The sequence below is a fragment of the Salinispora pacifica CNR114 genome (genome assembly GCF_000514775.1).
GTDB classification, from domain to species: domain Bacteria; phylum Actinomycetota; class Actinomycetes; order Mycobacteriales; family Micromonosporaceae; genus Micromonospora; species Micromonospora pacifica.
Genome location: NZ_AZWO01000007.1, coordinates 53,617 through 67,213, shown reverse-complemented (window position 1 = coordinate 67,213; position 13,597 = coordinate 53,617). Strand labels below are relative to the sequence as shown.

Sequence of the window (13,597 nt, the reverse complement as noted above, 5' to 3'; positions counted from 1 at the left end):
TTGGCCGCCTGGTCCCCCTGCACGGGGTTGGCCGCCTCGTCGCTGTTCAGTGCGAGCCGTCCGAGTTGTTCGAGGCGGCGCCGCTGATGGAGGCGGTGTCGGCCGAGCCCTGCGCCTTGAGCGCCTCGTTCTCGGCGGGCGTGCGCACCGGCGGCTCGGTGGAGGGCTGACGCTTGCCGAACCCGTTGTACGGAGCCATCGGCGGGCGCTTCGCCACCCGGTCGCAGATGCGGGCCATGTCGGCCGTCGAGAGGGTCTCCTTCTCCATCAGCTCGAGCACGATGTTGTCCAGGACATCGCGGTACTCGACCAGGATCTCCCAGGCCTCGTCGTGGGCCAGTTCGATCAGGGCCCGCATCTCGGCGTCGATCTCGGCGGCGACGGCGTCGGAGTAGCCCCGCTCGTTGCCCATGTTGCGACCGAGGAACGGCTCGTCACCGCTGCTGCCGTACTTGAGCGCACCGAGCTTGGAGCTCATCCCGTACTGGGTGATCATCGCACGGGCCAGCTGGGTGGCCTTCTCGATGTCGTTACCGGCGCCGGTGGTCGGCTCGTGGAACACCAGCTCCTCGGCGGCCCGACCACCCAGCGCGTAGGCCAGGGTGTCGACCATCTCGGCCCGGGTCTGGGTGTACTTGTCCTCGGTCGGCAGGACCAGGGTGTGCCCCAGGGACCGGCCGCGGGACAGGATCGTCACCTTGTGCACCGGAGCCGCGTGCGGCAGCGCCCAGGCGACCAGCGCGTGCCCACCCTCGTGGTACGCCGTGATCTTCTTTTCGTTGTCACTCATCACCCGGGTACGGCGCTGGGGGCCGGCGATCACCCGGTCGATGGACTCTTCCAACGACTCGTCGGTGATCGCCCGCTTGTCCCGGCGGGCGGTGAGCAGCGCCGCCTCGTTGATCACGTTGGCCAGGTCGGCACCGCTGAAGCCGGGGGTACGCCGCGCCACCGCGTCGAGATCAACGTCGGGGGTGAACGGCTTGCCCTTGGCGTGCACCCGCAGGATCGCCTTGCGGCCCTCCATGTCCGGCGCGTCCACCGGGATCTGCCGGTCGAAGCGGCCCGGCCGCAGCAGCGCCGGGTCGAGGATGTCCGGCCGGTTGGTGGCGGCGATCAGGATGACGCCGCCCTTGGTGTCGAAGCCGTCCATCTCGACGAGGAGCTGGTTCAGGGTCTGCTCCCGCTCGTCGTGACCGCCGCCCATTCCGGCACCCCGGTGCCGACCGACCGCGTCGATCTCGTCCACGAAGACGATCGCCGGTGCGTTCGTCTTGGCCTGCTCGAAGAGGTCCCGGACCCGGCTGGCGCCGACACCGACGAACATCTCGACGAAGTCCGAGCCGGAGATGGAGTAGAAGGGCACCCCGGCCTCGCCGGCGACCGCGCGGGCCAGCAGCGTCTTACCGGTGCCGGGCGGGCCGAAGAGCAGCACACCCTTCGGGATCTTGGCGCCGAGCGCCTGGTACTTCGCCGGGTTCTGCAGGAAGTCCTTGATCTCGTGCAGCTCCTCGACGGCCTCCTCGGAGCCCGCCACATCGGCGAAGGTCGTCTTCGGCGTGTCCTTGGTGATCATCTTGGCCTTGGACTTGCCGAAGTTGAGCACCCGGGAGCCGCCGCCCTGCATCTGCGACATGAAGAACAGCAGCAGGGCCACCAGCAGCAGGATGGGAAGCAGGCTGATCAGCAGGGTCATCCAGACGCTGTCGCGGGAGACGTCCGCGTCGACGGTGCCGGTGATGCGGTCGTTCGCCTCGGCGTCGCGGACGTCGTTCCAGATCTGGTCGCCGACCTCGTACGGGAACTGCGCCTCGATCCGGTCGGTGGTGGTATCACCGAACTTGGCCGGCGCGGCCAGCTTCAGCTGGAGCGTCTGCTCCTTGTCGGCGAAGACGGCCTCCTCAATGCCACCCTTGTCGAGCTGCTCCAGCGCAACGGAGGTTTCCACCTGGTGGTAGTCGGGCTCATTGAAGGCCACGTTGTATAGCAAAAAGGCGCCGAGGCCGACCAGGAGGACCCAGACCAACGGTCGGCGGAAGAAACGCGTACGTTCCATACTATTGTCGAGCGCCGAGACGCTCGCATCCTCCTGATCGACGTCCGGACCGTCTGAATAGTGTCGCCGCCAGCGCGGCGGCTGAGCCGCCGTGCGGGCCGGTCTGACCCCGGGGCACCACATCGCGCCACGGTCACTCGACGGTACACCGTTCGTGCCGGATGCGAGCATGCCAGCCCCAGCACTTACGCGTAGGGCGAACCGGTTCCCGCCAGCGGGACGCGAGCTCCGCACCCGGCCACCCAACCGCCCGGTCTCGCGGTTACGGAGGTCAGGCCTGGAGATTACCTCCACCCCACCGGACCCAACCCTAGTCCGTCCGGCTGAGAGTCCGCTGAGCGTCGAAGCAAGCGCTCCTACCGGGCATAGACCTCGGGTCGGAGTACGCCGACGAAGGGCAACTCCCGGTAGCGCTCACCGAAGTCGAGCCCGTAGCCGACGACGAACTCGGTCGGGATGTCGAAGCCGACGTACTTGACCGCGACCGGCACCTTCACCGCCTCCGGCTTGCGGAACAGCGCGACCACCTCGACGCTCGCCGCCGAGCGGGACTCCAGATAGCGCAGGAGCCAGGAGAGGGTCAGCCCGGAGTCGACGATGTCCTCCACCACGACCACGTGCCGGCCGGCGATGTCCCGGTCCAGGTCCTTGAGGATCCGCACCACACCGGAGGAGGTGGTGCCCTGCCCATACGAGGAGATCGCCATGAACTCCAGCTCCGCCGGGGGGCCCTGCCGGCCCAGCGCCCGGGCGAAGTCGGCCATGAACATCACCGCGCCCTTGAGGACGCAGACGAGCAGCAGCCCGTCCTCGACGTCGGCGTAGTCCGCCGATATCTGCTTGGCCAACTCCGCGGTCTTGTCGCGGATCTGCGCCTCCGAAATGATCACGTGGTCGATATCGGCGTCGTACCAGGAGCCGTCAGCCATGACTCCTAGCCTGCCGTACGCACGATGGTCTCCGTCGGCGGGGCCGCTCCTTTTATCCGACCCAGGCCGGGTTTCTCCGCAAAGACCAGCAAACGGGACCGATCGCCCCCCACTGACCAGGAAGACCTCCTCCGGTCACACCTGCGCGTCCGAGTTGACGGCGGCGAGCCGACCCGCCCGGCGGAGCACCCGTAGCCCACCCGGCAGGTGTGCCGCCCCCTGCCCACGCCAGTCGATGACCAGGGCCTCCAACGCGCCCACGTGCCGGTGTGACAGGGCGGCGGGGCGAGCCCCCAACTCCCGGGCCCAGGCATGCAACACCCGCCCCCGGATCGCCGGCGCCAGCTCCGCGAGCCCGGCCACGCGGAGCCCGCCATCGGGGTGCCGCACCGCGTCCAGCGCGATGCCGGCCTGTTCGTCCAGCGCCGCCGTGTCGACGGCGACCAGCCGGGCGGTACGGGCCAGGTTGTCCAGCACCGCCGGCCCGAGTGCCCGCACCAGCACCGGCAGCACCTCGGCCCGCACCCGAGCGCGGGCGTACGCCGGGTCGGCGTTGTGCGGGTCCACCCAGGGTTCGAGCCCCAACGCCGTACAGGCCGCCCGGGTCTGCTCCCGACTCACCTCCAGCAACGGACGCAGCAGCAGCGCCGCGCCGAGCCGCCGCCGAGCCGGCATCCCGGCCAGCCCGCGCGGGCCGGCACCGCGCGCCAACGCCAGCAGCACCGTCTCCGCCTGGTCGTCGCGGGTGTGTCCGGTCAGCAGCGCCGCCGCCCCAAGCCCATCGGCCACCTCGGTCAACGCTCGGTAGCGGGCTGCCCGGGCAGCGGCCTCCGGGCCACCGGGCTGGCCGGACACGTCAACCCGGACTGCCGCAACAGGGGCGAGGCCGATCGCCCGGGCCCAGGCGGCCACCGCCGCCGCCCGCCGCGCGGAGCCCTCCTGCAGGCCGTGGTCAACGGTGACCAGACCGGCGGACCGCCCAAGTCGGGGCGCCACGAAGGCGGTCGCGGCGGCGAGTGCGAGCGAGTCGGCTCCCCCGGAACAGGCCACCAGGACCGGCCCCGGACCGGGTAGCTCGGTCAGCGCGTGCCGGATCGCCCGGCGGATCGCGGCGACCGGTGGGGCGAGTGCGGCCACGGGTCGGGTCAGTCGCCGGCCGGAAGCGGACCGGCGGGCCCGTGCACCCGGGCCACCCAGGCGTCCGGGTCGCTGAGCTCGGCGAGCCGGGGCAGGGTCAGCGGTGAGGCGAAGACCCGGTTGAAGCCCGCCATGCCGACCCGTTCGACAACACCGTGCACGAACCGCCGCCCTTCGGCGTACTGGCGCAGCTTGACCTCCACCCCAAGCAGCCGACGCAACGTCTTCTCCACCGGGTTGCCCGACTCCCGACGGCGGTTGAACGACGCCCGGATCCGCTCCACGCTCGGGATCACCTGCGGCCCCACGCCGTCCATCACGAACTCGGCGTGCCCCTCGAGCAACGTCATCAACGCGGTGAGCCGGTCCAGCACCGCCTTCTGCGCCGGGGTCTGGACGATGTCCAGGACGCTGGTGCGACCGGTCGGCTCCCGTACCGCGTCGGCGAGGAGGGCGACGCCGCGACGCAGCCGCTCGACCAGGGGGTCGGCGCCGCTGCTGGAGGCATCCACGAACGCCTGCACCTCGCCGAGAAAGTACGCCCGTAGCCACGGCACCGCGGTGAACTGGGTGCGGTGGGTGACCTCGTGCAGACAGACCCAGAGCCGAAAGTCGCGGGGATCGGCCGCCAGCTTCCGCTCCGCCTCTACGATGTTCGGCGCGATCAGCAGTAGCTGGCCCGGTTCGCCGGAGAAGACCTCGTACTGGCCGAGGACCCGGCCGGAGAGGTACGCCAGCACCGTGCCGGCCTGCACGCCGGTGATCCGCGAACCGATCGCCTCGGTCAACACACCGGGCTGTTTGTCTCCTGCCAGGCGACCGACCAGGGGGCCAATGACCTCGCGCAGACCGGCGATGTTGGTCGCCGCCCAGTCTCGCCGGTCCACCACCTGCACCGGCGGGTGCGACACCTGCGATCGGAGCCCGGTGAAGTCGCCGACGTGCTCGGCCGCCTCGTCGGTCAGCCGTCGCAGCTCACCGACCACCTCCGTGGCCTCGACATAGGAGACGCGCGGGCCCGTCTTGCCGAGCGTCCCCGCGGTCGCTGCGGCCAGATCCCAGTCCACGAACTGCGCCATGGGCCCACCGTACCCGCGCGGCCGTCCGCCGGCCGGGCCACGACCCGTCCCGGCCGGTCCCCAATCCCCACCGCGCCCCCACCTCCACGTCGGAGCGCAGAAGCTGAGCTCAGCGGCAGCCGCAGGCGGCGAGGGCCGCGGCGATCCGGTCCAACGTCATCCGGGCCGCCGTCAGCCCGTCGCCGGGCGCCTGGTCGGTGAGCACCGCGAAGGTGAGCAGGCGCCCGTCGGCGGTGGTCACCAAGCCGGCGATCGCGTGCACTCCGGTCAACGTGCCGGTCTTGGCACGGACCATTCCGGCACCGGCCTGCGCCGCGACATCGGTGTAGCGGTCGGTGAGGGTGCCCGACCAGGCGGCGACCGGCAGGCCGCCGAAGAGCGTCGCCAGCTCCGGACGGCTCCCGTCGGCGGCGAGCCGCATCAGGTCGGTCAGCAGCGCCGGACTGATCCGGTTGGCACGGGACAGGCCGCTGCCGTCGGCGAGCGTGAGCGCGTCAACCGGCAGCCCCAGCTCCCCCGCCACCGCCTCCATCGACTCCCCCGCACCGGAGAACGACGCCGGCTGCCCCCGGGCCAGGGCCACCTGCCGGGCCAGCGCCTCGGCCACCACGTTGTCGCTGTCAGCGATCATGATGTCGACCAGTCGCACCATCGGCAGCGACTGCACCACGCCCAGCTCGCCACCCGGCGTACCCGCCGTCGCATCCGCTCCGGCCTCGGGTGCCCGGCCCCGCTCGACCGCGTCCGTCGACACGCCCAGCAGCCGGGCGAACGCCTCGCCGGCGTGCAGGTCCGGCTCCGGCACCCGTTCGGCGGCGTGGGTGCCGTTGTCGTGGTCCCGCTTCGCCTGCTCCAGGTCACCGCGGGCGCCGTCGGTCATCAGCGCGGTGATCGCTGAGCCGTACCCGCCGGTGGGAATGTCGTCGTCCCAGCCGGGCGCGTGCACCGGCCCGGAGTACAGCGACGAGTCGACCACGACCCGTGACGGGGTGACGTCGCCGAGCGCGGCCTTCACCTGCGCGGCCAGCTCATCAAGGCGCGCCGCGCCCGGATAGAAGCCGGTGCCGTCCACGGCAAGCGTCGGGTCACCCCCGCCGATGAGCACGACCTCACCAGGAGCAGCCCCGGCGACAGCCCGGGTGGGGATCCGGTGCCCCGAGCCGCGCGCGGTCAACACGGTCGCGGCGGTGACCAGCTTGGTCACCGAGGCGGGTACGGTGCCGTCGGCAGCACCCCGGTCATACAGAACCGACCCGGTCGCGACATCCGCGACCGAGACGTTCACCCGGTCGCCCAACGCGGCGGAGCTGACCAGCGGGTCGAGCGCGGCGCGCACCCCGGCGGCGGCGGGTTCGAGCGCGTTCACGTCGGCCATGGCCAACACCGCCGGCGGCGGCTCCGCGACGATGTCGCCGGCGCGCCACTGGGCCGCCGGGCCCGACCGCGTCACGGTGACCCCGACCGCGGCCAGCGCGAGGAGCAGCACCGCGGCCAGCACGGCCGGCAACAGCCAACGCCGGGGCCGGGGCCGACCGGTCGAGGTCGAGTCGGACGGCACGGGGACGTGAGTGCCGCCGTCGCCCGCGGGCTCGCGCGGTGCGCCACCCGGGTGCGGAGCGGGTTCATCGGATCCTCCGGGGGCCGAGGGACCGGCGGCATCGCCGCCGTTGTCAGAAGCCACCGCTGGCTGTTCGGCCGGGCTTGGTCCATCCGACGGCGCTCCCGGCGGCGACCCGACGGGAGGCCGCTTATCAGGGTGGGCATCAGGCACCGGCACCCGCCCGACCGCGCCGCCGCGAGCAGATTCGCCGGTCTCCCGTCCAGCACTCTGCTCCGGACGGTAGTGTGAATCTTCCCTCCCCACGGCCCCCTCCTCGCCCCGCGGAACCTGCTTGGGTGACACTACTTCGGTCCGAAGACTATGCGGCCACCGGACCGTCAGGCGGGAGTTCCGCCTGTCCGGCGACGGATACCGCCGGTCATTGCCAGCGTGGGCAGACGAGGAGCGTGCAGATGGATTTCGACGTCACGGTTGAGATCCCGAAGGGTCACCGCAACAAGTACGAGGTTGACCACGTGACCGGTCGGATCCGACTGGACCGTACCCTCTTCACCTCCACGCAGTACCCCGCCGACTATGGCTTCATCGAGGGCACCCTGGGCGAGGACGGCGACCCGCTGGACGCCCTGGTGCTGGTCCCGGAGCCGACCTTCCCGGGCTGCCTGATCCGGTGCCGCACCATTGGCATGTTCCGGATGACCGACGAGAAGGGTGGCGACGACAAGGTTCTCTGCGTCCCGTACGAGGACCCGCGTCAGGAGCACCTCCGCGACATCCACCATCTCGGCGAGTTCGACCGCCTGGAGATCCAGCACTTCTTCGAGGTGTACAAGGACCTCGAGCCCGGCAAGTCCGTCGAGGGCGCCACCTGGGTGGGCCGGCAGGAGGCCGAGGAGGAGATCGTCGCGTCGATCCGGCGCGGCCGGGAGGCCGCGGAGCACGGCGACTCCGCGCACTGACCGACACACCGACACACCGGCGGGCCCGGGGGGCGCTCAACCGAGCGGCCCTCGGGCCTGTTCGTACCGGTTGAACCACCCGGCGACCGAGACCACCGGGGCGGCGTTGACCGGCTCGGCGCGCTTCGGCCCGTCGTCGCCGGTGGCACTCGTCGCCTCCGGCGGCCACGTCTGACCTCGGCTCGCCAGCTGCCGCCGCCAGGACCGAGGGCGCCGGGTACACCATCGGGGCCGCGGGAGCCGGTAATCTCCGAACGTTATGACTAGATGGGTCGAACGCGAGGGATCAAGGACGTGACCGGGGTACGGCGTGGTAACAGGTCCGCCACCCGGCGGGGGGCCGCCGGGCGGGTGTTGCGCTCGCTGACGTCGGTCGCCCTCGTCGTACCGGTCGCCGCCGTCGTGCCGGCCAGCACCGCCCTCCCCAGCCCGGGGCAGGTCGCCACCGTGGGCCCCGGCCACTCGGCCAGCAGGGCCCTGGTGGAGCTGACCGGGAGCTCCGCCGACCAGGTTCGCGACGACCAGTGGCAGCTGGACATGTTGCGCGCCAGTACGGCGTGGCGCCACTCGACCGGGGCCGGGGTGGTGGTGGCGGTCATCGACTCCGGTGTGGATGGCGCGCATCCGGACCTGGCTGGACGGGTGCTACCCGGTCTCGACCTGGTCGGGTCGTCGCGCACCGCCGACCCGGATCCGGTGGGCCACGGTACGACTGTGGCCGGGTTGATCGCGGGTCGCCACGACGGCAGCAGCGGAGTGGTGGGCCTCGCGCCCGACGCCCGGATCCTGCCGGTACGGGTCCTGGACGCGGAGAACCGTTACGACGACGCGTTGATCGTGGCGAACGGTGTACGGTGGGCGGTTGACAATGGCGCCCGGGTGATCAATCTGTCGCTCGGTGGCAGCAACACCAGCCCGGCCCTGGCCGCCGCGCTGGACTACGCGTTCGCCCGGGACGTGGTGGTCGTCGCCTGCACCGGCAACGAGACCGCCGCGAACTCCAGCACGGTCTGGTACCCGGCCCGGGAGCCGGGGGTGGTCGCGGTCTCCGGGCTGGACCGGGAGGGTGAGAAGCTCTGGTCCGGCGCGATCACCGGCCGGGAGACGGTGCTCACCGCGCCCGCGACCGGTCTGGTGGGCGCGCGGCCGCCGGACGGGTACTGGCGGGTTCAGGGCACCAGCTTCGGCGCGCCACTGGTCTCGGCCACCGCCGCGCTGATTCGCGCCCGCTACCCAGAGATGCCCGCCGGCGACGTGATCAATCGAATGCTGCGCACCGCTTCGGACATCGGCCCCGCCGGACGGGACGACAGCTTCGGGTACGGGCTGGTCGACCCGGTCGCGGCGCTGACCGCCGAGGTGGAGCCGGTCGGGCTCAACCCGCTGGACGACCAGTCCTCGCCGGGGGTGGTCGGCTTCGGTCCGGCGCCGACCACAGCCGGCGCGGCTACCGATGGCGCCGGGCTCGAATTCCTCCCGGCCGTCCCGTCGGCGTCGTGGAAGCCGTGGTCGATGGGAGCTGGCGGGGGCGACTCCACGTCGGAACGGCCGTGGTCCGGGCTGGCGTTTCCGGTCGCGCTGTTCGCCGGGGGTGGGCGGCGCGCTCGCTCCTTCCCACCACCGCCGGTTCCGCCGGTGGGGACGCCGCGCCGGGCCGGTCCGCCGCGCCGGAATGGCCGCTGGCGATCCGGGTAGACGGGGGCCATGTGCGCGCCCGGCCCCGGCTCGGCCGCCCGGCCATCGTGGCGCCACCGCCGCCTGCACCCCGACAACGGGCTGGGGTTGCGGCTGACCCTAGCCGTTGTCTCCGCGTTCCTGGTGTTGGTGCCGTTCCTGCTCGCGCTGCTGGTACTGGCGTCCTGGCCGCCGTTACGGCGGCTGGATCGGGCGGTGACCGAGGCGCTCGTCGACTACGGCCTGCGGCATCCGGAATGGGCCAGGGCACTGAACGTGTGGACCGAGGTCTTCGCGCCGATGCCGCTACGGTTGGCCGCGCTGGTGGTGGTTGGCTGGCTGGCCCGGCGTCGGGCCCGACAGCTGGCGCTCTGGGTCGTCGTCACCATGACTGTCGGCGGGCTGCTGAGCCCGCTGCTCAAGTTGCTCGTCGGGCGACCCCGGCCGGAGTTCCCGAAGCCGCTGGCCCAGGCGGTCGGGCTCGCCTTTCCGTCCGGGCACGCGCTGAACGCGGCGCTCGCCGCCGGCGTGCTGCTGGTGGTCTTCCGACCCCGACCGGGCCGCTCCGCGAAGCGGTACGCGGTCTGGGCAGCCGCGCTTCTCCTCGCCGTGGTGACCGGGTTCAGCCGGGTGGCGCTGGGCGTGCACTGGAGCAGCGACGTGGTTGCCGGGTGGCTGCTGGGTACCGCCGTGGTGGCCGCGACCGCCGCGGTCTTCACGGTCTGGCGGGCTACCCCACCGCAGCGTCGTTGACGCGCTCAGGTGCACTCACCGGTGCTGACGCCGCGCACACGTTCGGCTCCGGCCAGGGCGACCGAGTGGGCCTCGGCCGCGGTCACCGCGAAGCCGGTGTTCGGGTCGTCGGCCGCTGCCGCGAAGATCACCCCGAGTACTAGGCCGTTCGTGGAGACCAACGGGCCGCCGGAGTTCCCGCTCTGCACCAGGGCCCGGATCGTGTAGACCTCCCGGGTCACGTTCCCGCTTGAGTAGATGTCCGGGCCGGTGATCTCGTCCACCTCCCGGACCCGGGCGGACTGTGCGTTGTACGGGCCGTCGAGCGGGAAGCCGAGCACGATCGCGTCCGCGCCGCTGACCTCGTTGCCGGCGGCGAAGCGCATCGACGGGCCGGGCAGGCCCGGGACGTGCAGGACTGCCAGATCCCGGTCCGGGTCGTACACCACCACCTGAGCGTTGTACCGTTCGCCGCCGAGCTCGACGACGGTGGAGCGGGTTCCGGCAACCACGTGCGCGTTGGTCATCACTCGGTCGTCGGCGTAGACGAAGCCGGAGCCCTCCAGGCGGCGGGAGCAGCTCGGGGCGGAGCCGAGCACCTTGACCACGGACTTTTCACTGTTGGCGACCACCTGTGAACCGGCGAGGGCAGGGTCGGGCGGGGCGACCTGCCGGGCGCGGGTGGGCGCCAGACCACCGAAGACATCCGGGAAGCCGTTGGTGTCGACGGTCTCCCGCAGCGCGGTGGAGAGCTCCTGCGCCTGGTCGGGCAGGACCCGGTCGACCACGGTGAGTAACGCGCTGTTGCGAACCGCGGAGGCCAGCCAGGGCAGCGACGACGAGCCCAGTGGGACCGCGACCAGCCAGGCGACGAGGAGCACGGCGAAGAGCGAGACGAAGGCGCCGCCGATATCGTCCGCCTGCCGCCCGAGGTCACTGCTGATGGTGCGGCGCAGATGCGTACCGATCCAGCCGGCGAGCGCCTGCCCCACCACCGCCAGCCCAAAGATCGCCACCAGGGAGACCAGCACCCGGGTGCCGCTGTCCAGGAACTGCTGTGCGAGCCGGGGGCCGAGCTGTAGGCCGGCCAGCGCTCCGAGAAAGAACCCGGAGAACGACAGCACGCCGGTGACGAAGCCCTGGCGGTAACCACTGATCGCAAACACGAGCATGAGCAGGAGCAGTACGAGATCCACGACGGACACGGGTCCAGCCTACGGGGCGCGGGCCCACGGGGCCGCTGCTGCCGCTACGCAAGGTCACGGGAGTCAGCGCAGAGCGCTCTCGTCCGCCTCATCAGTCCCGGCGGAGGGCGCCGGGTCGGCGGCCACCGGGGGAAGGTCCAGCACCCGCTCCCGGCGCCATGGGCGGGCCCAGCCCCCCATGTCGAGCAGGGTGGAGAGCACCGCTGCGGTGAAGCCCCACACCAGCATGCCGCGGGCGGAGAAGGCCGGGCCGATCCAGCCGCTCGGGTGGCGTACGCGCAGCCGATTCTCCGGGTCAACCAGTTCGGTGATCGGCATCCGGGCCACGTGCGCCACCTCGGCCGGCTCCCGGGGGTGCACCGGGTGGGGGGCGTGCCACCAGCCCAGCACCGGGGTCACCACGAAGTCGCTGACCGGAATCCACAACTTCGGCAGTTCGGCGAGGACGGTGACGGTTCTCGGATCGAGATCAACCTCCTCGTTCGCCTCGCGGAGCGCGGTCGCGGAGGCGTCCGCGTCCTCCGGGTCGGCGGCACCACCGGGAAAGGCGGGCTGCCCCGCGTGGTTGCGCAGGGTGGCGGCTCGCTGAAGGACCAGCACGTCCGGCCCGGCGCCGGGGTCCTCGCCGAGCAGCACCAGCACGGCGCTCTCCCGCCCGCCGCTGCTCGGGGTGGCCAGCCGGGTGAAGTCCTCCGTCCGGGCGCTGCCCAACCGGGTCAGCAGCGGGTCGAGCCAGGATGGCGGCTGACTCATCCCACCACCGCCGTACTCCGGCAGCGGGCGAGCGGCAGGCGTCTCATTCCGGCACCGCCACGCCCAGGTGTACCCGGACCAGCTCGGCGAGGCGGGCGTCGTCGAGCGCCCCGGAGACATCGACGTGCCGGATCCGGCTGTTCGCATCAACGAGGACGGTCATCGGAATGGCCTTGCGCCCCAACGACCGCTGCAGCGCCTCGCCCTGGTCGATCAGGCTGGGGAAGCGGACCCCGAAGTCCTCGCCGATCGACTGGGCGCCGCTGCGGGTGTCCCGCATGTTCACCCCAACGACCGTAAGCTGCCCTTCGGCCCGCTCACTGAGCCGCTGGAACGCCGGCAGCTCGGCTCGGCAGGGGGCACACCACGAGGCCCAGAGGTTGATCACGGCTGGGCCCCTGATCTGGTGCAGATCGACCGGGGCGCCACCGGTGAAGCAGGCCAGCGTCAGCTCCGGCAGGGGCGTGCCGGCGGCGGCCGGGGTGGCGGAGGCCGTGCCGGCGACGGTCGGGGTGGCCGGCGGGGCGCTGGGCCGGTCGGTGGTCAGACCGGAGCAGTCCGCGAACGGGGACGGCCGGCTCTGCGCCGCCTCGTCCCGGGTGCGGGGGGCGTTCTCCGGCCCGGCGTCGGTGCAGCCGGCCACCGCCAGCAACGCCGGGACGAGCAGGGCGACGAGCCGCTTCCTCACGGCGCCTCCACCGCCCCGTCCTGGGCCGGCACCAGCTCCGGATCAACGCCGGCGGCCACCGCGAGTTCTCGGGCCCGGGGGCCCTTGAGCAGCCGCGCGGCCACCGCCGGATCGGTCGGCCCGATCCCGTACGACGGGCAGAGCTTCGTCAGGGTGCAGGCGCCGCACGCCGGCTTTCGGGCCAGGCAGACCCGGCGCCCGTGGAAAATGATCCGGTGCGACAGCATCGTCCAGTCGCGCTTCGGATAGAGCGCCCCGATCGCGTGCTCGATCTTGACCGGGTCGGTCTCGGTGGTCAGCCCCCACCCCCGTACGAGTCGGTTGAAGTGCGTGTCGACGGTGATTCCCGGCACGTTGAAGGCGTTGCCGAGAATGACGTTCGCCGTCTTACGGCCGATACCGGCCAGGGACACCAGGTCGGTCAGCTTCCCGGGAACCTGACCGTCGTGTCGTTCGACCAGCCCCTGGCCCAACCGGATCAGGGAATCGGCCTTGTTGCGGTAGAAGCCGGTGGAGCGGATCAGCTCCTCCAACTCGGCCCGGTCGGCGCCGGCGTAGTCGGCCGCCTGCGGGTAGCGGGCGAACAACTTCGGGGTGACCTCGTTGACCCGCTTGTCCGTGCACTGGGCGGAGAGGATCGTCGCGACCGCCAACTCCAGCGGGTTGGAGTGGTCGAGTTCGCAGTGCGCGTCCGGGTGGGTGTCGGCCAGCACCCGCCCGATCCGCCGGGCGCGGCGGGTCCGACCGAGGTCGGTCTCCCTGAGGCTGATGGTCACGCCGGCCAGCCTACGTCGCCGGCCGGCGGTCCCCATTCGTACCCGCGC

General features: G+C 72.1%; 12 protein-coding genes. 3 read left to right on the top strand and 9 right to left on the bottom strand.

Annotation, left to right across the window (positions count from 1 at the left end; translation table 11 throughout):
• Positions 1 to 46 precede the first annotated feature (46 nt).
• The 5 genes from ftsH to dacB all read right to left on the bottom strand — a co-directional run bounded on the left by ftsH (position 47) and on the right by dacB (position 6,978).
• Positions 47 to 2,056, bottom strand: coding sequence for an ATP-dependent zinc metalloprotease FtsH (ftsH, locus tag B118_RS0105905; protein ID WP_018222220.1), 2,010 nt, complete (start codon positions 2,054 to 2,056; stop codon positions 47 to 49).
• 356 nt (positions 2,057 to 2,412) lie between these two features.
• Positions 2,413 to 2,985: a hypoxanthine phosphoribosyltransferase gene (hpt, locus tag B118_RS0105900; RefSeq protein ID WP_018217488.1), complete on the bottom strand. Its 573-nt coding sequence runs from the start codon at positions 2,983 to 2,985 to the stop codon at positions 2,413 to 2,415.
• A gap of 135 nt (positions 2,986 to 3,120) precedes the next feature.
• Entirely contained in the window at positions 3,121 to 4,122 is a 1,002-nt protein-coding gene (gene tilS, locus B118_RS0105895) for a tRNA lysidine(34) synthetase TilS (protein ID WP_026185631.1), read from the bottom strand.
• Between the two features lie 8 nt (positions 4,123 to 4,130).
• The gene (locus B118_RS0105890; protein WP_028192497.1) at positions 4,131 to 5,201 is read right to left on the bottom strand and encodes a zinc-dependent metalloprotease; all 1,071 of its coding nucleotides are present in this window, start codon (positions 5,199 to 5,201) and stop codon (positions 4,131 to 4,133) included.
• Between the two features lie 109 nt (positions 5,202 to 5,310).
• On the bottom strand, positions 5,311 to 6,978 hold the full coding sequence (dacB, locus tag B118_RS0105885) for a D-alanyl-D-alanine carboxypeptidase/D-alanyl-D-alanine endopeptidase (protein ID WP_420329450.1): 1,668 nt from the start codon (positions 6,976 to 6,978) through the stop codon (positions 5,311 to 5,313).
• Between the two features lie 236 nt (positions 6,979 to 7,214).
• Between dacB and B118_RS0105880 the strand changes: the two genes are divergently transcribed.
• The 3 genes from B118_RS0105880 to B118_RS0105865 all read left to right on the top strand — a co-directional run bounded on the left by B118_RS0105880 (position 7,215) and on the right by B118_RS0105865 (position 10,148).
• Entirely contained in the window at positions 7,215 to 7,721 is a 507-nt protein-coding gene (locus B118_RS0105880) for an inorganic diphosphatase (protein ID WP_018222215.1), read from the top strand.
• 267 nt (positions 7,722 to 7,988) lie between these two features.
• Complete coding sequence (mycP, locus tag B118_RS0105870; protein WP_033660413.1) at positions 7,989 to 9,416, top strand: type VII secretion-associated serine protease mycosin; 1,428 nt, start codon at positions 7,989 to 7,991, stop codon at positions 9,414 to 9,416.
• A 9-nt stretch (positions 9,417 to 9,425) separates the two neighbouring features.
• Entirely contained in the window at positions 9,426 to 10,148 is a 723-nt protein-coding gene (locus tag B118_RS0105865) for a phosphatase PAP2 family protein (protein WP_018222212.1), read from the top strand.
• A 5-nt stretch (positions 10,149 to 10,153) separates the two neighbouring features.
• Here the strand turns inward: B118_RS0105865 and B118_RS0105860 are convergent, their stop codons facing one another.
• From B118_RS0105860 to nth, 4 genes are all read right to left on the bottom strand, one after another.
• Positions 10,154 to 11,332 carry a MarP family serine protease gene (locus B118_RS0105860; protein WP_018811504.1) on the bottom strand — a complete coding sequence of 393 codons (1,179 nt, stop codon included), beginning with the start codon at positions 11,330 to 11,332 and terminating at the stop codon, positions 10,154 to 10,156.
• Between the two features lie 63 nt (positions 11,333 to 11,395).
• Positions 11,396 to 12,085: an NUDIX hydrolase gene (locus tag B118_RS0105855; RefSeq protein WP_018222210.1), complete on the bottom strand. Its 690-nt coding sequence runs from the start codon at positions 12,083 to 12,085 to the stop codon at positions 11,396 to 11,398.
• Between the two features lie 43 nt (positions 12,086 to 12,128).
• The gene (locus tag B118_RS0105850) at positions 12,129 to 12,773 is read right to left on the bottom strand and encodes a TlpA family protein disulfide reductase (RefSeq protein WP_027645590.1); all 645 of its coding nucleotides are present in this window, start codon (positions 12,771 to 12,773) and stop codon (positions 12,129 to 12,131) included.
• Positions 12,770 to 13,585 (bottom strand): endonuclease III, encoded by an 816-nt coding sequence (gene nth, locus B118_RS0105845; RefSeq protein ID WP_043541036.1) that lies wholly within the window; start codon positions 13,583 to 13,585, stop codon positions 12,770 to 12,772. The genes B118_RS0105850 and nth overlap by 4 nt, the downstream gene beginning before the upstream one ends.
• Positions 13,586 to 13,597 lie beyond the last annotated feature (12 nt).